The 26,589-nt window shown below is 64.7% G+C and carries 23 protein-coding genes; 12 read left to right on the top strand and 11 right to left on the bottom strand.

Annotated elements, in window-relative coordinates:
- Positions 1 to 128: 128 nt before the first annotated feature.
- The 7 genes from GR167_RS13705 to GR167_RS13675 form a co-directional block, all read right to left on the bottom strand.
- Positions 129 to 1,613 carry an ABC transporter ATP-binding protein gene (locus GR167_RS13705; RefSeq protein ID WP_235915958.1) on the bottom strand — a complete coding sequence of 495 codons (1,485 nt, stop codon included), beginning with the start codon at positions 1,611 to 1,613 and terminating at the stop codon, positions 129 to 131.
- 64 nt (positions 1,614 to 1,677) lie between these two features.
- Positions 1,678 to 2,595, bottom strand: a complete 918-nt coding sequence (locus GR167_RS13700; protein ID WP_160974265.1) for an ABC transporter permease — start codon at positions 2,593 to 2,595, stop codon at positions 1,678 to 1,680.
- Complete coding sequence (locus tag GR167_RS13695) at positions 2,592 to 3,698, bottom strand: ABC transporter permease (RefSeq protein WP_160974264.1); 1,107 nt, start codon at positions 3,696 to 3,698, stop codon at positions 2,592 to 2,594. Before GR167_RS13695 ends, GR167_RS13700 begins: the two co-directional genes overlap by 4 nt.
- 120 nt (positions 3,699 to 3,818) lie before the next feature.
- Entirely contained in the window at positions 3,819 to 4,925 is a 1,107-nt protein-coding gene (locus GR167_RS13690; protein ID WP_160974263.1) for a BMP family ABC transporter substrate-binding protein, read from the bottom strand.
- 161 nt (positions 4,926 to 5,086) lie between these two features.
- Complete coding sequence (locus tag GR167_RS13685) at positions 5,087 to 5,902, bottom strand: 5-formyltetrahydrofolate cyclo-ligase (RefSeq protein WP_235915957.1); 816 nt, start codon at positions 5,900 to 5,902, stop codon at positions 5,087 to 5,089.
- A gap of 149 nt (positions 5,903 to 6,051) precedes the next feature.
- Positions 6,052 to 6,972 carry a LysR family transcriptional regulator gene (locus GR167_RS13680; protein WP_160974262.1) on the bottom strand — a complete coding sequence of 307 codons (921 nt, stop codon included), beginning with the start codon at positions 6,970 to 6,972 and terminating at the stop codon, positions 6,052 to 6,054.
- 558 nt (positions 6,973 to 7,530) lie between these two features.
- Positions 7,531 to 8,385, bottom strand: a complete 855-nt coding sequence (locus GR167_RS13675) for a MurR/RpiR family transcriptional regulator (protein WP_160974261.1) — start codon at positions 8,383 to 8,385, stop codon at positions 7,531 to 7,533.
- A 281-nt stretch (positions 8,386 to 8,666) separates the two neighbouring features.
- Between GR167_RS13675 and GR167_RS13670 the strand changes: the two genes are divergently transcribed.
- From GR167_RS13670 to GR167_RS13640, 7 genes are all read left to right on the top strand, one after another.
- Complete coding sequence (locus GR167_RS13670) at positions 8,667 to 9,632, top strand: Bug family tripartite tricarboxylate transporter substrate binding protein (RefSeq protein ID WP_160974260.1); 966 nt, start codon at positions 8,667 to 8,669, stop codon at positions 9,630 to 9,632.
- Positions 9,633 to 9,637: 5 nt separating this feature from the next.
- Positions 9,638 to 10,570, top strand: coding sequence for a BMP family protein (locus GR167_RS13665; RefSeq protein WP_160974259.1), 933 nt, complete (start codon positions 9,638 to 9,640; stop codon positions 10,568 to 10,570).
- Positions 10,567 to 10,998, top strand: coding sequence for a tripartite tricarboxylate transporter TctB family protein (locus GR167_RS13660; protein ID WP_160974258.1), 432 nt, complete (start codon positions 10,567 to 10,569; stop codon positions 10,996 to 10,998). Before GR167_RS13665 ends, GR167_RS13660 begins: the two co-directional genes overlap by 4 nt.
- A 1-nt stretch (position 10,999) precedes the next feature.
- Entirely contained in the window at positions 11,000 to 12,535 is a 1,536-nt protein-coding gene (locus GR167_RS13655; protein WP_160974257.1) for a tripartite tricarboxylate transporter permease, read from the top strand.
- 469 nt (positions 12,536 to 13,004) lie between these two features.
- Positions 13,005 to 13,814, top strand: a complete 810-nt coding sequence (locus tag GR167_RS13650) for a DODA-type extradiol aromatic ring-opening family dioxygenase (protein ID WP_160974256.1) — start codon at positions 13,005 to 13,007, stop codon at positions 13,812 to 13,814.
- A 16-nt stretch (positions 13,815 to 13,830) separates the two neighbouring features.
- A complete protein-coding gene (locus GR167_RS13645) occupies positions 13,831 to 14,325 on the top strand; it encodes a VOC family protein (protein WP_160974255.1) in 495 nt (164 codons plus the stop codon).
- A 21-nt stretch (positions 14,326 to 14,346) separates the two neighbouring features.
- A complete protein-coding gene (locus GR167_RS13640) occupies positions 14,347 to 15,432 on the top strand; it encodes a TauD/TfdA family dioxygenase (RefSeq protein WP_160974254.1) in 1,086 nt (361 codons plus the stop codon).
- Positions 15,433 to 15,514: 82 nt separating this feature from the next.
- On the opposite strand, the gene GR167_RS13635 is transcribed toward GR167_RS13640, so the two are convergent.
- The 4 genes from GR167_RS13635 to GR167_RS13620 all read right to left on the bottom strand — a co-directional run bounded on the left by GR167_RS13635 (position 15,515) and on the right by GR167_RS13620 (position 19,899).
- Positions 15,515 to 16,417: a helix-turn-helix domain-containing protein gene (locus GR167_RS13635; RefSeq protein ID WP_235915970.1), complete on the bottom strand. Its 903-nt coding sequence runs from the start codon at positions 16,415 to 16,417 to the stop codon at positions 15,515 to 15,517.
- A gap of 151 nt (positions 16,418 to 16,568) precedes the next feature.
- Positions 16,569 to 17,543, bottom strand: coding sequence for a helix-turn-helix domain-containing protein (locus GR167_RS13630; protein ID WP_160974252.1), 975 nt, complete (start codon positions 17,541 to 17,543; stop codon positions 16,569 to 16,571).
- A gap of 1 nt (position 17,544) precedes the next feature.
- Complete coding sequence (locus GR167_RS13625) at positions 17,545 to 18,633, bottom strand: acetamidase/formamidase family protein (RefSeq protein ID WP_160974251.1); 1,089 nt, start codon at positions 18,631 to 18,633, stop codon at positions 17,545 to 17,547.
- Positions 18,634 to 18,702: 69 nt separating this feature from the next.
- A complete protein-coding gene (locus GR167_RS13620) occupies positions 18,703 to 19,899 on the bottom strand; it encodes an aromatic ring-hydroxylating oxygenase subunit alpha (protein WP_160974250.1) in 1,197 nt (398 codons plus the stop codon).
- A gap of 438 nt (positions 19,900 to 20,337) precedes the next feature.
- Between GR167_RS13620 and GR167_RS13615 the strand changes: the two genes are divergently transcribed.
- The 5 genes from GR167_RS13615 to GR167_RS13595 are packed head-to-tail and all read left to right on the top strand — an operon-like array spanning position 20,338 to position 26,530.
- Positions 20,338 to 21,876, top strand: coding sequence for an ABC transporter substrate-binding protein (locus GR167_RS13615; protein WP_160974308.1), 1,539 nt, complete (start codon positions 20,338 to 20,340; stop codon positions 21,874 to 21,876).
- Positions 21,869 to 22,954 carry an ABC transporter permease gene (locus tag GR167_RS13610; protein WP_160974249.1) on the top strand — a complete coding sequence of 362 codons (1,086 nt, stop codon included), beginning with the start codon at positions 21,869 to 21,871 and terminating at the stop codon, positions 22,952 to 22,954. The genes GR167_RS13615 and GR167_RS13610 overlap by 8 nt, the downstream gene beginning before the upstream one ends.
- Positions 22,954 to 23,817: an ABC transporter permease gene (locus GR167_RS13605; protein ID WP_160974248.1), complete on the top strand. Its 864-nt coding sequence runs from the start codon at positions 22,954 to 22,956 to the stop codon at positions 23,815 to 23,817. The genes GR167_RS13610 and GR167_RS13605 overlap by 1 nt, the downstream gene beginning before the upstream one ends.
- Positions 23,814 to 25,556, top strand: coding sequence for an ABC transporter ATP-binding protein (locus tag GR167_RS13600; protein ID WP_160974247.1), 1,743 nt, complete (start codon positions 23,814 to 23,816; stop codon positions 25,554 to 25,556). Before GR167_RS13605 ends, GR167_RS13600 begins: the two co-directional genes overlap by 4 nt.
- Complete coding sequence (locus tag GR167_RS13595) at positions 25,553 to 26,530, top strand: PDR/VanB family oxidoreductase (protein ID WP_160974246.1); 978 nt, start codon at positions 25,553 to 25,555, stop codon at positions 26,528 to 26,530. The genes GR167_RS13600 and GR167_RS13595 overlap by 4 nt, the downstream gene beginning before the upstream one ends.
- The last annotated feature ends 59 nt before the right edge of the window (positions 26,531 to 26,589 follow it).

The following is a 26,589-nucleotide window of genomic DNA, read 5'->3' as shown; positions in this document are numbered from 1 at the left end:
GATCCGCCGCCTCAGCGGCCAACCGGGAAACGATGGTTGCCGCCCTCGCAGCCAACGTTACAGAGCGGCCCGAAGCAAACGCGCCTGCAATACCGCGAGTTCGGCGATATTTCTTACCTCTGCTTGCGCTACCCGTGCTGACCGGCGACGTGTTTGCCGACTTCGATGGCATCGGTTTCCGCCGCCGGGGCGAGATAGGTGATCCTGCCCTCCGACATCACCGCGATCCGGTCCGCCAGTTCGAAAATCTCGTCCAGGTCCTCGCTGACCAGCAGCACCGCCGCGCCGCGGTTGCGGGCCTCCATGATCTGGCGGCGGATATCCGAGACAGAGGCGAAATCGAGCCCGAAACAGGGGTTGGCGACGATCAGAACTTCCACCTCGCCCGACAGTTCGCGGGCCAGGACGGCGCGTTGGACATTGCCGCCTGATAGCGTTTCGATCGGCGCGTCGGGCGAACTGGTATGGACGTTGAACCGCGCGATCAGATCGGCACCGCGCTGGCGTATCCGGGCGGGCGACAACAGCCCCAGACGGTTTGCGGCGGGCGGCTTGTCGAAGCTGCGGAAGGCGATGTTTTCGGCCACCGTCATGCGCGGCACTACTGCGTTCCGCAACGGTTCCTCGGGCAGGCCGAAGACCTTGAAGCGGTCGAAATTGCGCCGTGTCGGCTGGAAGTCTTCGCCGTTGATGGTGATCTGCCCGGCGTCGATCTTGCGCTGACCGGACAGCAGCTCGATCAAGGCGCTCTGCCCATTGCCGGACACCCCCGCGATACCAACGATTTCGCCTGCATTGACGGTCAGGGTGACGTCCGACACCACCCGTCGGCCTTCCGCATCGCTTGCCGACAGCTTGTCCAGATGCAGCGCGGGGCCCTTGGGCGGCGCCTGCGTCCGGGTGGCGGGCGGGCGCAGCCCCGCATCGCCGATCATCATCTGGCTGAGGTCAGACACGCTCACCGCCTGCGCGCTGCCGCTGCCCGCGAACCGCCCGCGCCGCAGCACGGTGAAGCTGTCGCAGAAGGTCTTCACCTCGCGGAACTTGTGCGAAATCATCAGCACCGTCACCTCGCCGCGATGCGCCATGTCGCCCAGCAGTCCCAGAACCTCGTCCGCCTCTGCGGGCGTCAGCACCGAGGTCGGTTCGTCCAGGATCAGGAAGCGCTGATCGAGGTAGAGCAGCTTGAGGATTTCCAGCTTCTGCTTTTCGCCCGCCGACAGCTCGGACACCTGCGCGTCGAGCCGCACCCGGAACGGCATCGCGTCCATGAAGGCTTCGAGCTGTTGCCGTTCCTTTTTCCAGTCGATCACCATCGGCGCGTCGGCGCGCGAGATCACCAGGTTTTCCGCCGCCGTCAGGCAGGGCACCAGGGTGAAATGCTGATAGACCATGCCGATCCCAAGCGCATGGGCGTCGCGCGGGCTGTGGACCAAGGCCTCGCACCCGTCCAGCAGCACCTGCCCGGCGTCGGCCTGGTAAAACCCCATGATGCATTTGACGAGCGTCGATTTGCCCGCGCCGTTCTCGCCCAGCAGCGCGTGGAACGATCCCGAGGCGACGCGCAGCGACACGTCGTCAAGCGCCCTGAGCGACCCGAAGCTCTTACTCATGTGGACGGTTTCAAGCGAAGGCGCCTGCGGTGTTTTGTGGTTGCCCGTCATCTGCTTGCCCCCGTCACTTCACAATCGACAATTCGCCCGGCGCTTCGCGCGAGGCGGCCTTGGACCGGGCCGACAGGATCATGATGATCAGCGTCAGGATGTAGGGGGCTGCGTTGAAGAAGTAATACCCCTTGCTGATCCCGATGGATTGCAGCGCGGGACCCAAAGCGCCCGTCGCCCCGAACAGCAGCGCCGCCCAGACGCAGCGCAGCGGGTTCCAGCGGGCGAAGATCACCAGCGCCACCGCCATCAGACCCTGCCCCGACGACAGGCTCTCGTTCCAGCTGCCGGGGTAATAGAGCGACAGGAACGCCCCGCCGATCCCGGCCAGGAACCCGCCCGACGCGGTCGCCAGCAGCCGCACCAGATCGACCGACACGCCCATCGCGCGGGCCGAGGCGGCGCTGTCGCCGGTCATCCGCACGACCAGCCCCCAGCGGGTGTTCTTCAGCATCCACCACAGGAAAACCGCCAGCCCGAGGCCGACGAAAAACAGCGGGTTGACCATCAGCGCCTGACGCACCTGCGGGTTGGAGGACCAGCCGCCCAATGCGATGGCGTCGAGCCGCGGCGCGGTCGGCTGGATGAAGGGTTTGCCGAAGAAAAACGCCAACCCGGTGCCAAGGTTCATAAACGCGATGCCGACGGCGATGTCGTTCACCTTGGGCAGCTTGCAGATCCAGCCATGCCCGGCGCTCAGCACCGTTCCGGCCACGCCTGCGGCCAGCACCCCCGCCCAGGGATTGCCGGTGGAATAGGAGGTCGCATAGGCCACCATCGCGCCAAGCACCAGATTGCCCTCCAGCCCCAGATTGATCCGCCCCGATTTTTCGGTCAGCGTTTCGCCCAAGGCTACGAACAGGAACGGCGTCGACACCCGGATCGCGCCGCCGATCATTGCCATCAGCACAACGAAGAAAGCGTCGCTCATGTCCGGTCTCCGCTCTGGGTGGCCTGCAGGAAGGGTAGGCGGCCATACAGGGTTTCGCTGACCAGCAGGGTGACGAAGATGATCCCTTGCAACACCAGCATCGTGGCATCGGGCATGTCCATGCGCCGCTGCACCAACCCGCCCGACGCCGCCAGCGCGCCGAACAGGATCGCGACCGGCACCACCGCCATCGGGTTCTGCCGCGCCAGGAAGGCCACCAGGATGCCGGTGAACCCGTATTTGGCGGCGAGCGAGGCATTGGCCTGCCCGTGTACCGCCGCCACCTCGAAGAACCCCGCCAGCCCGGCGCAGGCCCCGGCGATGACGCAGCTGGCCACCGCCAGCTTGCCCACCGGCAGCCCCTGCGCCTGCGCCGCGCGCAGGTTGCCGCCAGCGATGCGGGCAGCGAAGCCGAAGGTGGTCCGTTCCATCAGCACCCACAGCAGCACGGCCAGCACCAGCCCCGCCGCCAGCCCCCAATGGACCGAGGTTCCGGGAATGTCGCCGACGCGCCAATCCGCGCCCAAGGGCATGGTCGAGGCCTTGTTGGTCGATCCGGGATCGCGGAACACGCCTTCGACCAGGAAATTCATGATCGCCACCGCGATATAGGTCAGCAGCAGCGAGGAAATCGTTTCATTCACCCCGCGATAATGGCGCAGCCAGCCCGCGATCCCGACCCAGGCCCCGCCGACCGCCATCGCGGCCAGTGCCATCACCGGCAGGCCGATCCAGACCGGCCAGCCGCCCAGCACCATCGGGATCGCGATCACGGCCGAGGAAAATCCGCCCAGCACCAGCGCGCCCTCGGCCCCCAGAAGCGTCATGCCGATCCGCGCGGGCACCGCGAAGGCCAGCCCGGTCAGGATCAGTGGCGCGGCGCGTTGCAGCGTGTTCTGGAACGAAAATGCCGATCCGATCCCGCCGGTCCAGACCAGGCCGAAGAAGCGGATCGGGTCCTTGCCCAGAACCAGCAGGAACAGCGAAAAGATCAGCGCCGAGGCGATCAGCGCGCCCAGCGGGATCACGATGGATTCGATGATGGCGGCGGTGCGCGCGTCCGGCCGGAACCGGGAACGCGGGAAAGAGGTGGAAAGGGACATGCGGGGGTGACGGGCTCCTGGACTGGGGATGCCCCATCATGCAGCAGGATGGGCCTGACATGCACGTGGGGCGCGCGTGGCAAAAAGGGCGGTCGCGATGCGCCGCCCCTTCCGGTCAGATCAGGTGGTCGACCCCATCACCCCGTCGAGCAGATAATTCATCTTCTCCAGCTCGGGGGCATAGTTGTCCATTGCGCCTTCGATCACCAGGTTGCCCTTGTTGTCCTTCAGCGGACCGACATAGATCGGCTTGCCCGCCTTCAGCCCCTCGATGGCGGCGGTCGCGGCGGCGATGGCCTCGGGGGTGGCACCGGCGCCGAAGGGCGTGTTCATCACCATGTCGTTGTGATAGCCGCCCGCGATCAGGTTCGGCACCTCCTCGCCCTTCATCAGGGCCTCGGCGTAGATTTTATAGGTGGTGGACCACTTGCTTTCGGCACCAGTGATGAAACCGTTCGGGGCCAGGCTGCGCTGATCGGCATTGTGGCCGCAGGTTTTCGCGCCGCGCGCCTCGGCGGTCTCGATCACCACCTTGGGGCTGTCCACATGGCAGCCGATCACGTCGCAGCCCGCATCGATCAGGGCGTTTGTGGCTTCCGCTTCGCGCACCGGCATCGACCATTCGCCGGTGAAGATCACCTGCACGGTGGCGTTCGGGTTCACGCTGCGCGCGCCCAGCAGGAAGGAATTGCAGTTCGACAGCACGGTCTGCACCGGCTTGGCCGCGACGAAGCCCAGCTTGCCGCTGGCGCTGGACAGGCCCGCCGCCACGCCGTTCACGTAATGCGCCTGGTTGAGATAGCTGAAATAGCTGCCCGCGTTTTTCGGGTCGGTTTCCGGATTCCACAGCGGCGCGCAATGGCGCAGTTGCACGTCCGGGTACTTGGCCGCGGTGTCGAGAACGAACGGGTTATAATACCCGAACGAGGTGGCGAGGATCAGGTTCGCGCCATCCAGATTGATCATCGATTCCATCGACTTGGCGACCGAATCCGTTTCCGGCACGTTTTCTTCCTCGACCACGGTAACGCCGGGCACGCCGCGCAGGATGTCCATCGCCGCGGCGTGGGACTGGTTCCAGCCGAAATCGTCACGCGGCCCGACATAAAGCGCGCCGATGGTGATGTCGCCCGCGGCCCGCGCCGCGCTGAAGGGAAGGGCCGAGGCGGCCGCTGCCGCCACACCGGCCTTCAAAAGGCCACGGCGGGAAATGGTAGTCATGGTCATGGGTTACTCCGTCTGTTGGACATGCCGATTTTCGGCAATTTGTTGTTGTTCTTATCTGCGGCCGGGTGCTGTCCGTGACGGCGCCCCCTGTCCCGCTGACCGGTGCGGACTTGCCGCAACGGTCGTTTTCGTCTCCTCCCATGACGGCCGGTTTTTCCGGCCTAGCCCGCCTTTTGCGCGAGTATTTTTTCCTTCAGGTCCTTCAGGAACCAGATGTCCTCCAGCTGATCCGGCTGCAAGAGGTCCCAGTTCACCCCGCCCGGCTGCGGGCCGGTCGGCGTGGTTTCGATCACTTCCTTTTCGGTGACGATCCAGTTCAGCAGGGAATCGTGTTCCATCACCGGCAGGCGGTCGTCATCGACCACCATGGACGAATGCACCGTGGTCACGATCGGCGTCTGCGTGTCGATCTTGCCCAGGTCGCGGAACAGACCCAGTTCCAGGTCGGCGAAACCGCCGCCCTTGCCGGTGCGCCCCCCGGCGCGGGTCACCGCCACGCAGCCGCAGACCGCCAGGTCGATCGGCGGCAGGTCCTCGAAGGACAGTTTCTGACCCACCTGAACCGCCCCGACCGAAGTCGCGGCCAGTTCGAACTGCACGCCGTCCTTTTCCAGAACCTCGGGGTCCAGCAGCACCCAGGGCAGGTCGCCGGTGCCGAATTCGGGGACCGGCATCAGAACCGTCTTGCCGTCGTACAGCGCCCGCAGCCGCACCGGGATCTGCGGCGGGTCGGGGTTGCATTTCACCACCTTGGCCCGTTTCCAGATTTCCAGTTCCGACAGCCGCTTGGCCGCCTCGTCCGCGCCGACCCAGTTGGAAATCCGGCTCCAGACCGGGCCGATATTCATGCCGCTGTCTTCCAGACCCTGCCAGATTTCGTGCCGCAGCCGGTCCTTGTCGGCGTTGCGGCCGGACCAGCGGCCGGATTTTTCAGCCTCGGTCGGGGCCCGTGTCGATTGCATCGTCGAATGTGTCATTCTGCTTCCTGTCCGGCCCGGCAAAATCGCGGATACCGTTGATTACTTCGCACATGCAGAAAGCCTAGTGGCGCCGGACGGGTTGGGGGAGTCGGCGATCCGGTAAACACTCTATATCGATTTCGATATATCTCTGACCGCAACCATACTCATTTCAGGCTGCGCGCAACCGCCATGATCTGCTGCCGCAGCCAGGTGTTGCGCGCATCCGCCTGCGCCCGTTCGTGCCAAAGCAGGTAGAAATCCAGGCTCCCGCATTCCGCCGGCGCCGGCAGGCTGGACAGCGGCAGGATCGAACACTGGTAGCGGGCGAAATTGGCGCTGCTGGTAAACACCAGCTGCCCGTTCATCAGCATATGCGGGATCAGGTTGAATTCGGGCAGCATCACCCGGATATCGCGCTTCAGCCCGGCGGCGGCCAGATGGCTGTCGATCGGGCCCGGATCGGCCTTGGACCGGGCCACCGGGGCCAGATGGTCGGCGGCCAGGTAATCGTCGAGCGTGATCTCCTCCCGTCCGGCGAAAGGATGGTCCGGCCCGAACAGGCAGACCACGTCCTCGCTCAGCAGGCGGGCGGTTTTCAGGTGCTGCGGCGGGCCAGGCCAGTTGCTGATGACGACATCTAGCTCGTCCCGTTCCAGCGCCCCGGCGTAATCATAGGCCTGGTCGATGGCCCGGACGATCACCCGCACCCCCGGCGCCACCTCGCGCAGCCGGGCAACGAGGGAGGGCAGGATGATCGCCTCCATGCAATCGGCCGAGGCGATGCGGAATTCGCCTTCGGCTTTTTTCGGGTCGAAGTCCGCGGGTTGGCCAACCACCCGGTCGATGCCTTCCAGCGCCGCGCGCAGCGGGTCTATCATTTCCTCGCCGCGCACGGTCAGCACCAGCTTCGATCCGCTGCGCACCAGGATCGGATCGCCGGTCGCCTCGCGCAGCCGTTTCAGAACCAGGCTGACGAAGGGCTGGGTCAGGTCCAGCGCCTCGGCGGTCCGCGTCACGCTGCGTTCTTCGAGCAGTTTCAACAGCACGCGAAGTTCGCGCGTGTTGATCGGTTTGCCGCCTTTCATCCTGTAATGTCTCCCGCCGGACGGATTGATCGCTGTGGGTGGCCGACTGTTCCGATCATGCCTTTATCCATCGTCAAACGAAGGGTGCTGCAGGTCTTGTAAACCCATAGCGAGACGGAGTTGCGCCAGAAGGGAAAGGTCATGACGGCCTCGCTCCTGTTGCGGTTTGACCGGCTGTCCAAACCCAGGCTGATCATGGGAATCCTGAGGGGGCATGGAATGGGCGCGGCGGCAATGGGGGCAAGTTCTTTCGTTTTTTGACTGCTACATCCCATATGTGCCGTATATTTGCTTAATTATTGAGCAATTTCAGCGTTGCGGTGACAAGCCAAAGCTAACGCCACGTCTTCCCTTGTCTTCTCGAATAAAAACATTCAGATGATTGAATTAATAAGGGCGACACCGTTGCCCGAGTTAAGCTCTCGATTTTAAGAGCTTCAGCAGAGCCGCTTGAGCCTACGCCACTTCCTCCTCCCGGTGAAAGGTGTTAGCGGTTCTGCTTCTTTTTTTATCCGCCGGCCAGATGCTGACATCGATTTCCTTGTGGAAGGCGCCGGTTCAGACCTCGCCAAGGTTTTCGTTGATTTCGTCGATCTCGCGCAGGCGCAGGCGCGCCTCCGGACCTGCCTTGAGCGTCGCGCGGGTGACGATCTGATGGCAAAGCGATACGACCGAGGCGTGGTTGAATTGCGGGCTGCTGGTTTCGATCCGGCAGCGGAAATGCCAGCGCGCCCGGTCGTCGGGCGAGGTGCCCTCGTCGGTGATGAAGGCGGTGGGGATATTGCGCTTCTGCAGTTCCGCGATCGCCAGATCGGTATTCGCCATTCGACGGCGCAGCGCGAACCAGATCACCAGGTCGTCGGGCCGCATCGCGGCGAAATGTTCGCCAAGGCTTTCACCGGCCTGCGGGATGAGCGCGGCGTCGGGAACGACCTTGATCAGCTGCCAATAGATATAGTCGGCAAAGGTGCGGCTGATCCGGTACCCGGCCAGCCAGACCTTGCGGGCGCCGATGATCGCCTCGGCCAGGTCTTCGATCTGGGCGGGGTCGATGCGTTCGAAGGTCCAGGCGATGTTCTGCCATTCTTCTTGCATGCTGACCGACAGCATCTGTTCGGAGGGAACGTTTTCGGCATGGGCCAGAAAATGGCGCGATCCGCTTTGGCGTTCCTCGCGGGCGGCGCGACGGGCGGCATCGTAGCTGTCGAACCCGATGCGGCGCACGAACCTGGATACGGTGGCCTTCGACACACCGCTCAATCGGGCGAGTTCCTGCGCGTCGTAGGAGGCCAGGTCGCCCGGGAAGTCGAGCAGGAACATGCCCAGCTTGCGTTCGGCCCGGTGAAGTTCGGGCAGCCATTCGCGGATGCGGGCGAGGAAGGTCTCGGATGTATTGTGAAACTGCGGTTCCATATTGGCACTTTTGTCTGAACCTTCCGGGCACGCAAGGCGAAACTTCCTTTGATTCGCTGCAACGCTGTCGGCGCGTGTGAAATTGCTGTTTCGTGTTCCTTCCCTTTGCAAAGGCGCATCGAAAACGGTCAGATGGGCGGCAAACAGGCCCTGCGGCTGCACAATGTTTTTGCGAAACTGAAATTTCACCGGCCAAAATTAAGAAATCTGAGTTTCTTATCTTTGGCGTGCGGCGTCACTCATGGAACCATGATTTCACAAACAAACAACAGGGACAAAACATGATGAACCGTAGAACGATGCTTGCGGCCACCGCCGCAACCCTTGCCGCGCTGGCCACGCCGGGCTTCGCGGAAACCGCATGGCCCGAACGCCCGGTGCGCATTCTTGTGTCCTTCCCGCCGGGCGGGTCGAGCGACCTGGTGGCGCGGCTTCTGTCCGAGAAACTGTCTGCAAGCCTTGGCCAGCAATTCGTGGTCGAAAACAAGCCGGGCGCGGCGGGCACCGTCGCCGCCAGCGCGCTGCAGCAGGCGGCCCCGGATGGTTATACCTTCATGCTGTCGAACCTGACGCCGTTCAACGTGGCGCCGGTCCGTTTCCCCGATACGCCCTATGACCCGATCGCGGATTTCGACCATATCACCTATATCGGCACGGTGAACCTGGGCCTGTTCGCGTCGCCCAAGCTGGGTCTGAAAACCCTTGCCGATCTCGACGCCGCCGCGAAGGCCGATCCGGGCGGGCTTGAATACGGGTCCTCCGGCGTCGGGTCCTGGGGCCATGTCATCGCGGAACAGTTCCAGAATGTCAGCGGCGCCGAGCTTTTCCATGTTCCCTACAAGGGGTCGGGCCCGATGCGGCTGGATTTCCGCAGCGGCGTGGTGCCTCTGATCTTTGATGCGGTTCCGCAGAACCTGCCCTCCGTCGAAGAAGGCACCGCGATCCCGCTGGCGGTGTCGTCCACCGAACGGCTGGCCTCTCTGCCCGATGTGCCGACATTCACCGAGGCCGGGCTGGATATCGTTGCCGAGAACTGGCTTGGAGTCAGTGCGCCCGCCGGTGTCCCCGCCGAGATCAAGGCGAAGCTCGACGCCGCGCTGACCGAGGCGATGGCATCCGCGGATGTGCAGGCGCAGTTCGACAGCTGGGGCCTTGTCCGCGCGCCCAAATCGAGCGCGGAGTTCGAAGCCTATGTGACGGATCAGCTCGCCCGCTGGACGCCGTTGGTCCAGGCGGCGATGGAGTGAATGCCGTGAAGATAGCCGTTTTCTTTGTTGGTGAGGTGCACGATTCAGGTTTCAACGCCAGCGCGCTGGCAGGTGCCGAACGCGCGGCATCTGCCGGGCTGGCCGAAATCGAATGCATTTCGGGTGTCGAGTACGATCAGGATGCGATCCGCGCGCGGCTGGCCGAGGTGGTGGCGCAGTTCGACGGGATCGTCTTCATCGGGGGGCAGGGCAATATCGCCACCCCCGAGATCGCCGCGCAGCACCCGGACAAGCGTTTCGCCATCGTGCAGGGACAACGGACCGGGCCGAACCTTGCCAGCTACGATGTCCTGCAGGAAGAATCCGCCTTCCTTGCCGGGGTGCTTGCCGCGAAGATGACCCGCAGCGGCGTGGTAGGGCACCTGTCCGGCCACCGGGTGCGCCCGGGGCTGAAGGGACGCGCGGCCTTTGTCGCCGGCGTGGCCCATGCCAATCCCGATACGCAGGTCCTGACCGGTTTCTGCGGTACGCAGGATGACAGCGCGGTGACCCGGCAATGGGCTTCGGCGGAAATCGAAGCCGGGGCCGATGTCATCTTCACCATGCTGAACGGCGCACGCGCGGGGGCGATCGAGGCTTGCCGCGCGGGTAATGTCCGGCAAATCGGCAATGCGCTCGACTGGGTTGCCAGCGAACCGGATGTGTTCATCGCCTCGGCCATCGCGCGGATCGATCTGGGCGTGGAACGGGCCATCGCCGAGATGGTGGCCGGCAAGAGCCCCGACGAGATCGTCGAATTCGGGCTGGCAGACGGGCAATTCGTGGAACTGTCGCTGGGGGCGGATGTGCCGAAAGAAGTCGCACTTCTCGTTCAGGATACCGCTGAGGCAATCCGCGCCGGTTCCATATCGATCCCGGACAGCTACGATGGGGCTGAATTCGAACCGGAGGTGACGCAATGCGCTCCCGCGGGATGATATCCCTGATCGGACCGCTGATCATGCTGGTCGCGGGGCTGGGCTTTGCGCTTGGTGCCGTGGCTTCGCTGGATCTCGGGTCGTTCCGCCGGATGGGGCCGGGGGCTTTTCCGCTGTTGGTGGGCGGGCTTCTGGCCGTGCTGGCGGCGATCGGGGTGGTGCAGGGGCTGCGCCAGCCCGAAACCGCCCTGCGGCCCGATCCGGTCGCGGTTTTCGGGGTTGTCGCCGGTGTGACGGGGTTTGCCATTTTTACGCCCCTGGCCGGGGTGCTGCCCGCAACCGGGCTGGCGGTTTTCGCCACCAGCACGGCGATCCCGGGCGTCCGCTGGGCGCACCGGCTAATCCTTTCCCTTGCCGTTTCGATTGCGGTCTGGCTGATCTTCTTGGTCGGGCTGGGCATGCCGTTTGTCGCCATCCGGGGGATGTGACGTGGACCTTCTGTCAAACCTCGCCCTCGGGCTTTCCACCGCCGCGACCGTCACCAACCTGACCTACTGTTTCATCGGCGTGTTCCTTGGCACCTTCATCGGGGTGCTGCCCGGTGTCGGCCCGCTGGCCGCGGTGGCGATGCTGTTGCCGGTGTCGTTCTATCTTGAGCCGGAAACGGCGCTGGTGATGCTGGCGGGGGTCTATTACGGCGCCGAATACGGCGGGTCGATCGCCTCGATCCTGCTGAACATCCCGGGGACGCCTTCGGCCTCGGTGACCTGTATCGACGGTTATCCCATGGCGCAGCAGGGGCGCGCGGGCGTGGCGCTGTTCATGACGGCGATGGCATCCTTCTTCGGGGCGCTTTTCGGGGTCGTGGTGATGGTGCTGCTGTCGCCGAAGCTGGCCGAATTCGCGCTGCTGTTCCAGCCGGCCGAATATTTTTCGGTCATGGTACTGGGGCTGATCGCGGCCTCGATCGTCAGCGCATCGGGCGCGTTGCGCGGGCTGATGATGGTGTGCCTGGGGATCCTTCTGGGCACGGTGGGCGTCGACGTGAATTCGGGCGAAACCCGCTTCACCGGCGGCATCCAGGAATTGCGCGACGGGGTGTCTCTTGTCGTGGTGGCGATGGGGCTGTTCGGCGTCTCCGAAGTCATGGTGTCGCTGCGCGGCGCAACCAAAAGCTATGCCGGTGAAAAGGTGCGGATGCGCAATTTCCTTCCGACGCCGTCGGAATGGGGGCGCAGCATCATGCCCGCGATCAGGGGATCGGCTGTGGGGTCGTTTTTCGGCACCCTGCCGGGCACCGGGCAGACGGTGGCAAGCTTCGTCGGCTATGCGCTGGAAAAACGGATCAACCGCCGCCGCGCCGAATTCGGCAAGGGTGCGATCGAAGGCGTCGTGGTGCCGGAAACCGCCAATAACGCCGCCGCGCAAACCGCCTTCATCCCGACCCTGACGCTGGGCATCCCGGGATCGACGACGATGGCGCTGATGCTGGGCGCGCTGATGATCCATGGCATCACGCCGGGGCCGCGGCTGATTTCGGATCATCCGGAGCTGTTCTGGGGATTGGTCGTCAGTTTCCTGTTCGGCAACCTTTTCCTGCTGGTACTGAACATTCCGCTGATCGGCATCTGGGTGCGCCTGCTGCGCGTGCCGCATCATTACCTCTATCCGACCGTGATCGTGCTGATCTGCGTCGGTGTCTACGGCATTTCCAATTCGATCACGGATGTCTGGGCGACGCTGATATTCGGCGTGATCGGTTACGTGCTGCGGCTGTTCCGGTTCGAACCGGCGCCGATGCTGATCGGTTTCATCCTCGGCCCGATGATGGAGGAATATTTCCGCCGCGCGATGCTGCTGTCGCGGGGCGATCCGATGATCTTCGTGGAACGGCCCGGAAGCGCCTTCCTGCTTGGCGCGGGGCTGCTGCTTCTGGTGCTGACAGTCGTCCCGATCAAGAAGATCGTTCAGCGGCTGAAGGGCCGGTTGCCGATGGGCGAGCGGGTGGCGCGGCATCACAAGTGAACGGCTTTCGTGGTGCCGTGCGAGAAGGGAACGATTGAATGCGATGGGGCTTTGCCCGTCTTGCTGGGAAGAATCCATTCCGGCTAAGGCATCGCAATTCCCTTAGGCAACGGCGGTTGCGGCCACCGCAACCAACATTTTCCCCCGGCCCCCGCAAACAGCGGGGGCTTTGTCGTAGTCGCCAAGCCCCCGTGACTTCATTGCGATGACCGCCAGGCACGTCGACGTTGGGGATCATCCGAACCTCGGGCACGAACGCGCGTATCGCCGACGTTGCTGCGCCCTTGTTTTGTCTGTTGCGGGCACTGCGGGGGCTTCCCGGGCGTGACGCTCTGATGCGCCGATGCGCAACGAAACGGGCGCAAGGCGACAAGAACTGCCCGGTCCCAGCTGGCTTACTGGATGTGTCCCGCCGCCGCGCCTGTCGCACCGGCCGGGACGGCACGGAAACGCTACGAAGACGGGTATTATGACGACGCAGCCGACACTATTCATCCCCCATGGCGGCGGTCCATGTTTCTTCATGGACTGGACCATGGGGCCAGCCGACACCTGGGACAAGACCGCCGCCTATCTGAAGGGGCTGATCGACAGCCTGCCGCAGCGGCCCGATGCGATCCTGGTGATTACCGCCCATTGGGAAGAACCGGAATTCTCCGTGTCGGTGGCGCCGAACCCGCCGATGCTTTACGACTATTTCGGCTTCCCGCCGCATACCTATCAGCTGAAATTCCCCGCCAAGGGATCGGCCGCGCTGTCGACCCGGGTGGTCGAGCTGATGACCGAGGCGGGCATCCCGGTGCGCACCGATGCCAAGCGCGGTTTTGATCACGGGGTATTCGTGCCGCTGCTGGTCGCGCTGCCCGATGCCGATATCCCGGTGGTGCCGATGTCGGTGAAGACCAATCTCGACCCCGGCGATCACCTTGCGCTTGGCCGGGCGCTGGCGCCGCTGCGCGACGAAAACGTGCTGATTGTCGGATCGGGCATGAGCTACCACAACATGCGCGCCTTCAACACGCCGCGGGCGACGCCCGGGTCGGAAACCTTCGACGCCTTCCTGACCAATACCGTGCGCAACGCCGATCCGCAGGCGCGTTGGGACGGGCTGCTGCACTGGAGCGAGGGACCGATGGCGCGCGATGCCCATCCGCCCGCGGCCGAGGAACACCTGTTGCCGCTGATGGTGGCCGCGGGCGCCGCTGGCGATGCCCCCGGCCGCCGCGATTTCACCGACATCGTCATGAGCGCGCGGATCTCCGCGTACCGATTTGGCTAACCTGAAAGACCAGACAATGACCTATCCCAATACCCTTATCTTCGCCGACCTGATTTCCGACGATCCCTCCGCCACCGGCGATTTCTATGCCGCCGTGTTCGGCTGGACCAACGAAGGCCGCCCCGAGGGCGTGTTCCACCGGCTGGTGCCCGGCGGCATGATGCTCAACCCCGACGGATCGGACAGCGAGGTGGGCAATTTCCATATCGGCATTTCGCACAGCCGCAACGCCCGCCCGCACCCCCGGATCGAGTCCCTGGGCGTGCGCAAGATCCCTGACGACGCCACCCACCGCAGCCGGCTTTGGATCCTGGTCAGCGAGGATGACAGCGTCGAGCGCATCCTGGCCGAGGCCGAGAAACGCGGCGCCGAAATTCTGTGGCGCGATCATTACTGGAAGGAATTCAACGGGTTCAACGAAGGTTTCCGCGACCCGTGGGGCAACGAGATCATCCTGTGGCGCAAGGGCGGCCCGGACCCGGAAATCGGCCCTGAAAAAACCGTGGAATGATGTGAGCAAAGGAGAATGACGATGGATGTGCGGACAACTTCACTGCAACCGGTGACCGGCGAAGCCGCCTGGCGCGGTGACAAGATCCAGACCACGAAGGACTGGATTTACATGCTGAACGAAGAACAGGTTTCCGAGCTGGAGGCCCTGGGCACCCGCTTCGTCGAAGAAGACCCCGACCTGCGTTTCGTCCGGGCCTCGGACTATCCGCTGATGGCCTGCGCCGACGCGGTGGTCGCCTGGGGCGACGACGTGGATTACGGCCGTGGCTTCGTTCTGGTGCGGGGGCTGCGCCCCCACCTTTATTCCGACGCCCTGTCCTCGGCGATCTATTACATCCTCGGCCTGCATATGGGTGACCCGATCCGCCAGAGCGAGGATGGCGACCTGATCGAACATGTCTATGCCACCTCGGACAAGACGATGGACGATCCGACCGCGAAATCGTCCAAGGTGCGCGACAAGCTGGTCTATCATTCCGACAGTTCCGACGTGGTGGCACTGATGTGCCTGCGCCCGTCGAAACAGGGCGGCGCGTCCTGCCTGGTTTCGGGGGCCGAGATTTACAATGAAATCCTGCGCCGCCGCCCCGACCTGGCGCCGCTGCTGCTGGAACCGTTCCACTGGGATTGGAAGCGCCAGGACAGCAACGCGCCGTCGAACACCTATACCTCGCCCATCGTGTCGATGGAGGAAGGGGTGTTCAGCATGTATGCCGGTTCCACCTATATCTTCACCGCCGCCGAGTCCTATCCCGAGGTGCCCGCGCTGATGCCGGAACAGGTCGAGGTTCTCAAGCTGTTCGACGAAATCACCTATGAAAAGGGGATGGCGATCGAGATGGATTTCCGCCCCGGCGATATCCAGTGGCTGTCGAATTATGCCGCGCTGCATGCCCGCACCGGTTTCGAAGATTACCCCGAACCGCAGCGCCGCCGCCATCTGCTGCGGCTGTGGCTGAGCCGCGAAACCGGGCGCCCGATCGTCAAGGGCTTCGGCAAGAACGGCGTGGTGCAGCGCCGCGACAAGTCGCGCGACGGCCAGCCGGAGGATCGCAAGTCCTGGTTCCATATCGGCATCGCCGCCGTGCCGCGGCTGATTTCCTGACCTCCGCCCGGTCGCGAAGAACACATGAACCGCCCCTCAGGGGGCGGTTTTTTCGTGGCAGGGGATCAGGCGGGGATCAGGTTCAGTTACTGCAGTTCCGCTGCTCGCAGGGGGTGGGCAGGTGCGCCGAGCGGCGGAAATCGCGCGGGGTCACGCCGTAGCGGGCCCGGAACGCCCGGCTGAACGAGGGCGAGTCGTTGAAGCCCCAGTGAAACAGGATGTCCGATATGGTCTTGTCGGCGAAGTTCGGGTTGCTCATGTCGGCGCGGCAATGTTCCAACCGGCGGTCCTTGACATAGCTGCCGAAGCTGTCGCCGGTGGTTTCGAACAGTTTCTGGATATAGCGCTGCGAGACGCCGAACTGATCGGCGACGTCGCTCAGTCGCAGATCGGGGTCTTCCAGCCGCATTTCGATGGCCTGGCGCACCCGGTCGAGCATTGAGGCGCGCCGCCCGGCCGCCCCGCCAAGCGACTTGGCCTCGGCATTTTCCAGCACCGCCGCGAGGATGAATTCCGGCAGCACCATTTCGACTGGGCTCAGCATGTCCTGGCTGGCCTCGGGCAGGTTGGCGGCCACGGATTTCAGCAGATCGGCCAGCAAGATGGCCGGGGCGCTGTCGCGGGTCAGCAACCCGGGCTGGCCGGGCAGGTCTGCCGGCAGTCGCCGCCGCATCAGCGCTGTGGGGACAAGCGCCAGCAGCAGCTTGTGCGACCCCGGGAAGGTCGCGTGCAGCACAGTCTTCTCACCGCCATAGAGCAAGGCGCCGGGGCCGTAGACATCGCCACCCTCAGCCGAATGGAGTTCGCCTTCGAGCACCAGGCCGAGCCAGATCGCGGCCGCGCCCTTGCGGTAATCGAGCAGGATGTCCTGCGCCCCGGCGGAGACCAGCGTGAAGCGAATGCCATGCGGGCTCGTCATCGAGACGCGCTCGCCGCGGGCATCGCTGTAATCGCAGGCATGGAGGTCGAAACTGTCCCGCTTCATTGCCAACCGGTAGAACCCCTGCCTTGCTTTGGGTGGAGTATGGAAGTCAGGAACCGCAATTCCGCGCGGGCCTTTCTGTTGTTTCCCTTACCTGTCGAGTGTCGCGGCGCGCCGGGGCGATGTCACGCGAAATGGCCGGATTTCGGGGCTGTCACGCCTCGGATTCCGTTTCTCGCATAAAAGATCGGCGATGATCGCGCGGCGAGAAGCCGTAGCGGCTGCGGAACGAGCGGCTGAAATGGGCAGTGTCGCTGAACCCCCAGCGGTAGCAGATTTCGGCAATCGAAAGCTGGCTGGAAAGCGGCGAGATCAGATCGTAGTAACAGCGTTCCAGCCGCCGGGTTTTCAGGTAGTTGGAAAAATTGTCGCCATGCAGGTTGAACAGGCGCTGGATGTAGCGCTGGGAAAACCCCTGTTCCTTGGCGATGCAGCTGCTGGTCAGCTCCGGGTCCGACAGGAAGGCTTCGATGCATTGGCAGATACTGTGGAAATGCGCGGTGCGCTGCGCCTCGGCATCCGAGCGGCGTTCGTCGCCATAGGATTCCACCAGGCAGGTGGTCAGGTATTCCGACACCGCCAGTTCGACGGGGCGGAAATGGTGGGTGGTCATGTCGCCGATCACCGAGGCCACGCCGCGCAGCATGTCGTGGAAGATGACCTCGATCGGCGAATGGCCGGGGAACAGCCCGACCTTTCCGGCCAGCGGCCGGATCAGCCGGGCTTCGGTCGCTACGGTCGGGATCTTGACGAATAGCTGGCGGAACGGTTCGCGGAAATCCAGGCTGGCCTGCACGTTGGTCGCGCCATAGAGGATCATCCCCTTGCCGACCGGCGCGCGCAGGCCGGCGGTTTCCAGCATGCCCCGCCCCTTGACGGTGAGCGAGAGCCAGACACCCCATTCCGGCGTGTCCTCGCGGCCTGCGATCACCATCGGGTCCGCCTCGATCAGGGCGAATTCGAACCCGAGCGGGGATTGGGCAGCGATCACGCTGCCCTTCATGTTCGGATCGGGCAACCCGCCATGCAGCGGCAGGCGCAGCCGTCGCAGGGTTTCGACCCACGCCGCGGAGCGTTCATTCTCCGGCAGCGCATCGGTGTTGAATCTCCAGGAACCGTTTTCTGTCATGTCATTCGGGATCTTTCACCACACCTTTTCCGGCGAAGATCGAGCGGTCAATACGGCAATGGATGCCCTGGGTGCCGTCGACCACCTGAGTGACGCCAAAATCGGCAGCCACGCTCATCAGTGAGTAAGCATCGTTCCGCGACAGGCCCTGTTCCTCGGTCAGAAGGTGCAGCATGTCGAGCGCAGCATTCTTCTGCGCCTTGTTCAGATCGGGATCGAATCCGTGGGCGATGAAATATTCCGGCGTTTCCAGCAGCGGCGAGGGGAAGGAGAAATCCTTGCGCACGATGATCTGCATCAGCACGTCGAGAGAGGCCTCGATCGCGGTGCCGCTGATTTCACCGTCACCCTGGCTGATATGCGGGTCGCCGACCGAGAACAGCGCGCCCTTGACCTGCACCGGGTAATACATCGTCGACCCGGCGCCGATGCGCCAGTTGTCGATATTGCCGCCATGCAGCCCCGGCGGGATGGTCGACAGCCGTTCGTCCACCGCAGGCGCCACGCCCGCGGTGCCCAGATGCGGCCGGGCGGGAACGGTGATGCCGGGCAGGGCTTCGCTGCGGTCGCAATGCGGGCAATGGGTGATGCGGCCGGGGATCAGATAGGTTTCTTCCACGTCATAGGCGTATTTCGCCCGCGCGGTCATCGAATTGCGGTCGAGCTGATAGATCGTGACCCGTTCGGTCTTGCCGAATTCCTCATACAGGTTGCCCCAGTTGGCGGCGAGGTTGGAGCCATAGTCGAAGCGCGGCACCATCTGCAGATAGCGCACTTCGATGATGTCGCCGGGTTCGGCGTCTTCGACATAGATCGGCCCGGTCATGATATGCACGCCGGGGCTGCGGTCTTCTTCGGGGATCTCGGTGTAGATGCGGGTGATGTTTTCATCCATCATCAGTTCGGGGTCGTCGCCGGCGTGATGGGTGACCGCCTCGACCATCACCAGATCGCCGCTCTTGATCCGCAGGGCCGGTTTGATTTCGGGATGGAAATAGCCCCAGTGAACGGTTTCGGGCAGCGCGCGCAGCGTGTGCAGATTGCCGGAGATGCCGCAATCGCGGACGGGTTTGTCGTGGATGAGAGCCATGGGTGTCGTCTTTGCTATTGGTGTTGCTGGCAGGGAAGGGGCGGGCATCAGGCCCGCCCCCGCTGTGGCTTATTCGGCGGCTGCGGCTACCGGCGGGGTGGTCTTGACGAATTCGCGGAAGCGGTGGATCAGCCAGCGGTTGAACTGCACCTGGGCACCTTCCTGCCAGGAATAGCGGCCGCGCACGGCATAGCGGGACCGCAGGCCGATCTGCACGTTTTCGTCGACGTGGAAATCCTGCGCGATGATCTTCTCGGCGGTGGCCTGGATGGTGTCGAGCTTGTGGATATAGGCCGGATCGCGCGCCGCCTTGGGCGCGGCCAGGATGCCGGTATCCATTTCCAGGCTTTCCGGGCCGGTCGGGCGCAGGATCAGGTAGATCACCAGATCCGAGGTCATCACCAGCGACAGCGACGGCGGCACATTGGCGAAGGTGGCGCGGTTGCGTTCCTCTTCGGTCAGGCCGGGGAACACCGGCAGGAGCGCCTTTTGCGTCGGGTTGAAGCTGGCATCGGGGTGCAGCGTGCCGTTGTAGCGCAGATAGCCCGCATCGGCCGGATCGGCCTCGGGGAAGGACGCCAGGCCCGAGGGGATGAAATCGTGCAGCGGGCCGTGGTGCAGGCGGCTGGCGTGATAACCGTCATTGTTGTTCTCGAACATCACCTTCCAGTTCCAGGGGAACTCGGGCGCTTCGCCGGGGCGTTCGTCCTTGGCGTTTTCCAGGTTGTAACCAGCAATCGCCTCGGTCACCTGGGTCAGCCGCGGCGCCAGCGGCGCGGCCTCGGGGTCCATGTTGATGAAGATGAAGCCGTTCCACAGTTCGACCTTGAACTTGGGCAGCCCGAATTTGGATTTGTCGAATTTGCAGGTGCGCTGCATTTCCGGGATGCCGACAAGGTCGCCTTCCAGCGAATAGGCCCAGTGGTGGTAGGGGCACAGGAAGTTGCGCGCGGTGCCCTTGCCTTCGGCGACCAGCATCGCCCGGTGCTGGCACACCGCGGACATGGCGTGGATTTCACCCGCCTGGTTGCGCGCGACGATGATCGGTTCGCCCACCGTCTTGGTGGTGAAATAGTTGCCCGGCTCGGGCACCCAGTCGGCCCGGCCGACGCAAAGCCATTCGCGGGTGAACAGCGCTTCCTTCTCGAAATCGTAGAATTCCTGCGAGGTGTAGCATTCTGGCGGCAGGGTTTCGGCGTCCTCGACATCCAGGAAAGAACTGTCGAGAGAGGCGATGTAATCGGCGTCGATGGTCAGCTGGCTCATGGTCGGCTCCTTGTGAGTGGTGGCGTTCTGCTGCCCCAAGCCTAGGAAGCGGGCGGGGTTCCGGTCTTGCTGCTGGATGCACGACAACTTGTTCCAGAACACCTTTGCGCGGGCTGCGGCGCAGGGGGACAAACATGAATGCGCGCGCCCGCGTATGCCTGCGCGCGTGTGTATGGGGCCGCCAGAATCGGGCCGGGCAGGGGGCCGAGTGCCAGGCCGCCCGGGGCGCGGCCCGACGCATTGAGACAATTTTTTGAACGCAGCGGGACAAGAATATCCGCCCCGGCGGGAACTATCGTTTCTGCAGCAGGACCGGACGGAAACAGGCGACGCCTGATCTCATCCGCTGCCAAGCCCGGGCTCTCCCGGGCGCGCCACATACGCGAAAAAAAGGCCGCAAACGGCCAGACGCTCAACACAACAGGGAAAGGGATCTCCATGACCACCAGACGGCAGTTTTTGAAGGGGACAAGCGCAGCCATCGCAGGTTCGGGCATTGCCCTGCCTTTCGGGTTGACCGGGGCCTTCGCCTCCGGCGCGCCGGCTTCCCTGTCGATCGCGGTGCCCTCCGACGTGCCCAGTTGGGACCCGATCGCGCGGATCGAACCGGGCCCGATTTCGATCTACCGCGCCGTGTTCTCGCAGCCGCTCGACTATGCTGCCGACAATACGCTGGGCGGTGGAGTGGTTCAGAACTGGGAATGGCTGGACGATAGCGGCATGAACCTCAAGCTGACGCTGCGCGACGACGTGCTGTTCCATAACGGCGACCGGATGACCTCGGCCGATATCCGTTTCACCTTCCTGGAACGGGTGCAGGCCGATCCGGGGCTGGCGCTTGGATGGATCTGGTTCACCATCGGCGATATCGAAACCCCGGATGAAACCACGGCGATCTTCCGCTTCAAGATGCCGATGGTCACCGCGCCTGCCTTCCTGGGCTATCTCGGCGCCTATATCCTGCCGAAGACCTATTTCGAAACGGTCGGGGCCGAGGGCTTCCTGGAAAAACCGGTCGGGTCGGGGCCCTATATGCTGGCCGAATACGAACGGGATTCGCGCATCGTGCTGAAGGCCTTCCCGGACTATTTCCGCGGCAAGCCGGCGATCGAAACCGTGACCTTTTCGGTGGTGAAGGACCCGACGACCCGCGCCGCGCTGATCCAGTCGAACCAAAGCGACCTGTCCACCGCGCTGTCGGTGCGCGACGTCGCCCGCCTTGGCGCGCTGGACGGGATCACCGGGCAGGTGGACCCGACGGTCGATCTGTACATGCTGCACATGGTGAACACCGGGCCCTGGCAGGACAAGAACCTGCGCCTCGCCGCGCATCACGCCATCGACAAGGCGGCGATCAGCCGGGCGTTTTTCCAAGGCAAGGTCGAACCTCTGTCGACCCCGCAGGGCCCGGGTACGCCCGCCTATCGGCCCGATTTCGACTTCGCCTTCGATACCGCCAAGGCACAGGCGCTGATGGCGGAACTGGGGTATGGCCCGGAAAACCCGGTCAAGGTCACCTTCCATTGCACCCGCGGCGTCTATCCCAGCGATTACGACATCGCCCGTGCGATCACCCAGATGTGGGCGAAGGTGGGGATCGAGGCCGATCTGCGGGTGCTGACCGTGGCCGAATACCACAACCGGTCCAACAAGGAACTGGAAGGGCCGATGCTGTGGCTGTGGTCCAACGCCACCGCCGATCCGCAGCTCAATTCGGGCTATTTCCTCGATCCCAACTCGGCCTTTTCGGTGTGGAAAAGCGCCGATGTGGGCGAAAAGATCGCGCCGCTGCTGGGCGAAACCGACGTGGCCAAGCGCATCGAGGGCTTCGGCGCCTTCAACGTCTGGGCGGTGGAACAGGGCTATACCGTGCCGCTGTTTCAGGGCGCGGTCGCGCTGGCATATAGTTCCGGGCTGGCCTTCACCCCCTATCTGAACGGCTGGCTGAGCCCGGCAGAGTATCGCTGGAATGGCTGAACTGGGCTTGATCGGCGGGGCGAAAGGCCGCGCGGGTGGATTGCGCCGCAATGGGGGCGCCAGGACGCTGAAGCGCCTGGCGCGCCGGTTCGCCACCAGCATCGTCACGCTGCTGGCGATCACGCTGCTGGTCTTCGTCGTCTTGCGCACCCTGCCGGCGGACCCGGTCGCCATGCTGATGCCGGGCAACGCGACCGAGGCGGACATGGAACGGGTGCGCGCCCTGCTGGGGCTCGACCGGTCGGTCTTGGCGCAATACGCGATCTGGCTCGGCGATGCGCTGAAGGGCGATTTCGGACGCTCGATCCAGCATAACACGCCGGTGCGGGTGCTGATCGCCGACGCGCTGCCGGTGACGCTGCAGATCGTCACGCTGAGCGTCGGGCTGGGCATTTTCCTAGGCTTTTCCGGCGGGTTGCTGGCCTTCACCTGGCGCGGCACGCCGGTCGAGGCGGGGATCGAGATGGGCAACGGGCTGGCGATGGCGGTGCCGGATTTCCTGTGGGGGATCATCCTGATCCTGGCGGTCGGCGTCGGGCTGCAATGGCTGCCCTTCATCGGGCTGCAAAGCCCCTCGGTGACGGTGCCCGACATCACCGGTTTCGTGCTGATCGACGCGCTGCTGGCGGGCGATCCGTCGGCCTTCCTCGACGTGCTGCGCCATCTGGCGCTGCCGGTCTTCGCCATCGCGATGGGGCTGGCGCCAACGGTGATGCGGGTGTTCCGATCCGGCCTGATGGAAGCCTATACCGAGGATTACATCGCCTCGGCCCGGCTGCGCGGGCAAAGTGAACGTCAGGTGTTGTTGCGCCACGGGCTGAAGAACGCGGTGATCCCCACCATCACCCTGATCGGGGTTCAGGCCTCGATGCTGTTCGGCGGCACATTGCTGATCGAAACCATCTTCGGCCTGCCGGGCATCGGCGCGATGATGGTCACCGCGATCGGCGGTCATGACCTGCCCGCGATCCAGGCGCTGACCTTCTGCTATGCCGTTCTGGTGCTGGCCACGACAATCGCCGTCGACGTGATCTGCCTGGCGCTCGATCCCCGACTGCGTATCAAGGATCAAAGCTGATGACCGACTGGACCGAAGTGTTGCGCGACTGGCGCGTGGGGCTGGGCGGGTTGCTGCTGCTGGTGCTGATGGGGGTCGCGCTGGCCGCGCCCTGGCTGGCGCCGCATGACCCGAACGCGCAGGACCTGCTGTGGGTGCTTCTGCCGCCAAGCTGGGCGCCGGGCGGCGATCCGGCCTATCTGCTGGGCACCGACACGCTGGGCCGCGATGTGTTGTCACGGCTGATCTGGGCCACCCGTTCGGCGGCCTATGTGGCGGTGCTGTCCACCATCGGCGCGGCGGTGCTGGGCATCACCCTGGCGCTGATCGCGGGCTATGCCGGTGGGGTTCTCGACTGGATCATCATGCGGGCGGTGGAACTGTTGCTGTCCTTCCCCGCCGTGGTTTTCGCGCTGGTGCTGATCGCGGCGCTTGGGCCGGGGTTGGAAAACGTGATCATCGCGGTGATCGCGGTCGACTGGACCCGCTTCGCCCGGGTGCTGCGCAGCGAGGTGCGCCAGATCAAGGGGCGCGATTACGTCGCCGCGGCCCGGCTGATGGGGGCGACGCCGCTGCAGGTCGTGCTGCAGGATGTCCTGCCCAATATCATGCCCTCGATCCTGATGCTGGTGAGCCTGGAAATGGGCGGCGCGGTGGTCGCCGAGACGATCATTTCCTTCGTGTCGGCCTCGGCCGAGGCGGATGTGCCGACCTGGGGCGTGATCATCGCCGACGGGTTGTCAGACATCTATGCAACGCCCGCGCCGGTGATCGCGGCAGTGTCGTCGATCGTGGTGTTCGTGCTGGCCACCATCCTGTTTTCCGACGGGCTGCGGCGGCGCACCGACCCGCGCCAGATCGAACGCCGGGGGGCTGCGGCATGAACAGCTTTGTGCGCCGGATCGAGGAGACGGATGTGACGGAAACCGTAATCGGATCGCGCCCGCAGGCGGATGGCGGAACGGCCCAGGCGCCGATGCTGTTCGAGGCGGCGGATTTTTCCGTCCGGACCGGTCAGACCCCGATCCTGGAACGGGTGACCCTGTCGATCCGCAAGGGCGAGGTGCTGGGCATCGTCGGCGAATCCGGCGCTGGCAAAAGCACACTGGGCAAATGCATCGCCCGCGCCCTGCCGCGCCAGTTCACCACCGCCGGGCGGCTTGACGTCTTCGGCGAAGACATCGGCCAGATGCCGGCGTCGCGCCACCGCGCGCTGATGGGCGACCGCATCGCCTTCGTGCCGCAGGAACCGACCTCGGCGCTGAACCCGGTGCGGCGGATCGGATCGCTGTTCGGCGAACACCTGACCCGGCTCGGGGTACCGAAGGCCGAGCAGCAGGCGCGCATGGTCGCGGCGCTGTCCGAGGTGATGCTGCCCGATCCCGAAGCGGTGCTGAACCGCTATGCCTTCCAGCTGTCGGGCGGGATGAACCAGCGGATCATGATCGCCATGGCCTTTGCCAGCCGCCCCGATCTGGTGATTTCCGACGAGGCGACGACGGCGCTCGACATGATCACCCAGGAACGCACCATCGTCACGCTGAACGACATGCGGGCGCGCTATGGCTGCGGGGTGCTGTTCATCACCCACGATTTGCGGCTGGCGGGGCATTTCTGCGACCGGGTGGCGGTGCTGCGCAACGGTGTGGTGGTCGAGGAAGGCCCCGCCGCGCAGGTGCTGGAAGCGCCGCAGCATCCCTATTCGCAGGGGCTGAAGGCCGCAACGCCGCGGCTTGACGGGCCACCGCATCCGCTGGCGGCGCCATCGCCCAAGCTGCGTATCCCGGCGCAGCCCGCGCCGATCATGGCGGCGCGGGGCCTTGCGGTGCGCTATGGCGACCCTAAAAGCGCGGGCGGGCAGGTCGAAATCATGCGCGACGTCGATCTGCAGGTCGAGGTGGCCGAATTCGTCGGGTTGATCGGGCGGTCGGGGTCGGGCAAATCGACCATCGCGCGCATCCTGGCCGGTCTGCAGCAGCCGACCGAGGGCGACATTCTGCTGGATGGTCGGGTTCTGGGCAATTCGGCATCGGACTGGCAGGACCGGATCGCCTCGGCCCAGATGGTGTTTCAGGACCCGTCCTCGGCGCTCAACCCGCGCCGCCGGGTCTGGGATATCGTGACCCAGGCGATGGTTGCCCGTGGCGAGCGGCTGAAATCCGACCGCCGCCGCCGCGCCGCCGAATTGCTGGCCGATGTCGGGTTGGATGAACGGCTGCTCGACGCCTATCCGCGGCAGATGTCGGGCGGCCAGCGCCAGCGGGTGAACATCGCCCGGGCGCTGTGCGTGATGCCGCGCCTGCTGATCGCCGATGAAATCGTTTCCGGGCTCGACGTGTCGGTGCAGGCGCAGGTGATCTACCTGCTGCTGGAACTGCGCCAGCGCCACGATATCGCGCTGCTGATGGTCAGCCACGACCTGTCCGTGCTGCGTCAGCTTTGTGACCGGGTGGTGGTGATGGATCAGGGCGCCATCGTCGAAGCCGGGCCGACCCAGCAGGTGCTTGATGCGCCGCAACATGAAGCGACGCGGGCGCTGATCGCCGCCGCGCCGCCCGATGACCTCAGCAAGACCTGGCCAAGGGGGACCGAATGGGATTCGAACGACAAGACGCCGGAATGAAGAGCGACGCCACGCCCCAGCCCTATGACGGGCCGGTGGATGTCCTGTCGAAAACCCGGATCGCGCCGGAGGTTTTCGCCTTCGAACTGGCTCGACCCGACGGCGTGCCGCTGCCGCTGCCCGCGCCAGGGGCCCACGTTTTGCTGCGCTTCGGCGATTACGAGCGGCGCTATTCGCTGTTGCCGCCGGTCACGCCGGGCAGCTGGCGCATCGCGGTGCTGCGCGACGCGGCGGGGCGGGGCGGTTCGGTCGCCTTGTGCGACGGGTTGGAACAGGGCGCCACGCTGACCGCGCAGGGGCCGGAGAATTATTTCCCGCTCGACACCGGCCATCCGCATGTGATGCTGATCGCGGGCGGCATCGGCATCACCCCGATCTTCGCCATGGCCGGGGCGCTTTGGGCGGCGGGCACGCCGTTCACGCTGCATTACGCGGTGCGCGCGGCCGCTGCGGCCCCCTTGCTGGATGAAATCCGCGCCGCCCCCTGGGCCGATGCGCTGCGCCTGCATGTGTCGGAGCAAGGCACCCGGCTGAACCTGGTGCAGACCCTGCTGCGCGCGCCCTCGGGCAGCCATCTCTATGTCTGCGGGCCGGAGCGGCTGAACAAGGCGGCGCTGGAAGCGGCGCTCGATCTCGGATGGGACAGCGGACGCAGCCATGTGGAACATTTCGCCACCGCCGAGGAGGGCGACGCGGCGGCGAACGGGGCGTTCTGGGTCGAGCTGAAAAGCACCGGCGAACGCTTCGAGGTGCCCGAGGGCAAGACCATCGTCGCGGTGTTGGAGGAGGAGGGCATCTTCCTTTCGACCTCCTGTTCCGAAGGGGTGTGCGGCATGTGCGTGACCGGGCTCTTGTCCGGCCGGGCGGATCACCGCGACGCGGTGCTGAGCGCGGCGGAGCACGAGGCCAATACCTCGATCACGCCGTGCTGTTCGCGCGCCCTGCCGGGGGAAACCCTGGTGCTGGATCTCTGACCGGACTCTTTCGCATGCCTGCCCCGTTCGGTGAAACACCACCACATCCGGGGCAGGCA

Origin of the sequence: Thalassovita mangrovi, from assembly GCF_009857745.1 — a bacterium.
GTDB lineage: Bacteria > Pseudomonadota > Alphaproteobacteria > Rhodobacterales > Rhodobacteraceae > Thalassobius > Thalassobius mangrovi.
This window is presented reverse-complemented; position numbering and strand designations above follow the sequence as displayed.

Coding starts and splice junctions, on each gene's coding strand:
- GR167_RS13705 (WP_235915958.1), bottom strand. CDS start 1,613: ATGAGTAAGAGCTTCGGGTCGCTCAGGGCGCTTGACGACGTGTCGCTG.
- GR167_RS13700 (WP_160974265.1), bottom strand. CDS start 2,595: ATGAGCGACGCTTTCTTCGTTGTGCTGATGGCAATGATCGGCGGCGCG.
- GR167_RS13695 (WP_160974264.1), bottom strand. CDS start 3,698: ATGTCCCTTTCCACCTCTTTCCCGCGTTCCCGGTTCCGGCCGGACGCG.
- GR167_RS13690 (WP_160974263.1), bottom strand. CDS start 4,925: ATGACCATGACTACCATTTCCCGCCGTGGCCTTTTGAAGGCCGGTGTG.
- GR167_RS13685 (WP_235915957.1), bottom strand. CDS start 5,902: ATGACACATTCGACGATGCAATCGACACGGGCCCCGACCGAGGCTGAA.
- GR167_RS13680 (WP_160974262.1), bottom strand. CDS start 6,972: ATGAAAGGCGGCAAACCGATCAACACGCGCGAACTTCGCGTGCTGTTG.
- GR167_RS13675 (WP_160974261.1), bottom strand. CDS start 8,385: ATGGAACCGCAGTTTCACAATACATCCGAGACCTTCCTCGCCCGCATC.
- GR167_RS13670 (WP_160974260.1), top strand. CDS start 8,667: ATGATGAACCGTAGAACGATGCTTGCGGCCACCGCCGCAACCCTTGCC.
- GR167_RS13660 (WP_160974258.1), top strand. CDS start 10,567: ATGATATCCCTGATCGGACCGCTGATCATGCTGGTCGCGGGGCTGGGC.
- GR167_RS13650 (WP_160974256.1), top strand. CDS start 13,005: ATGACGACGCAGCCGACACTATTCATCCCCCATGGCGGCGGTCCATGT.
- GR167_RS13645 (WP_160974255.1), top strand. CDS start 13,831: ATGACCTATCCCAATACCCTTATCTTCGCCGACCTGATTTCCGACGAT.
- GR167_RS13640 (WP_160974254.1), top strand. CDS start 14,347: ATGGATGTGCGGACAACTTCACTGCAACCGGTGACCGGCGAAGCCGCC.
- GR167_RS13635 (WP_235915970.1), bottom strand. CDS start 16,417: ATGAAGCGGGACAGTTTCGACCTCCATGCCTGCGATTACAGCGATGCC.
- GR167_RS13630 (WP_160974252.1), bottom strand. CDS start 17,543: ATGACAGAAAACGGTTCCTGGAGATTCAACACCGATGCGCTGCCGGAG.
- GR167_RS13625 (WP_160974251.1), bottom strand. CDS start 18,633: ATGGCTCTCATCCACGACAAACCCGTCCGCGATTGCGGCATCTCCGGC.
- GR167_RS13620 (WP_160974250.1), bottom strand. CDS start 19,899: ATGAGCCAGCTGACCATCGACGCCGATTACATCGCCTCTCTCGACAGT.
- GR167_RS13615 (WP_160974308.1), top strand. CDS start 20,338: ATGACCACCAGACGGCAGTTTTTGAAGGGGACAAGCGCAGCCATCGCA.
- GR167_RS13610 (WP_160974249.1), top strand. CDS start 21,869: ATGGCTGAACTGGGCTTGATCGGCGGGGCGAAAGGCCGCGCGGGTGGA.
- GR167_RS13605 (WP_160974248.1), top strand. CDS start 22,954: ATGACCGACTGGACCGAAGTGTTGCGCGACTGGCGCGTGGGGCTGGGC.
- GR167_RS13600 (WP_160974247.1), top strand. CDS start 23,814: ATGAACAGCTTTGTGCGCCGGATCGAGGAGACGGATGTGACGGAAACC.
- GR167_RS13595 (WP_160974246.1), top strand. CDS start 25,553: ATGAAGAGCGACGCCACGCCCCAGCCCTATGACGGGCCGGTGGATGTC.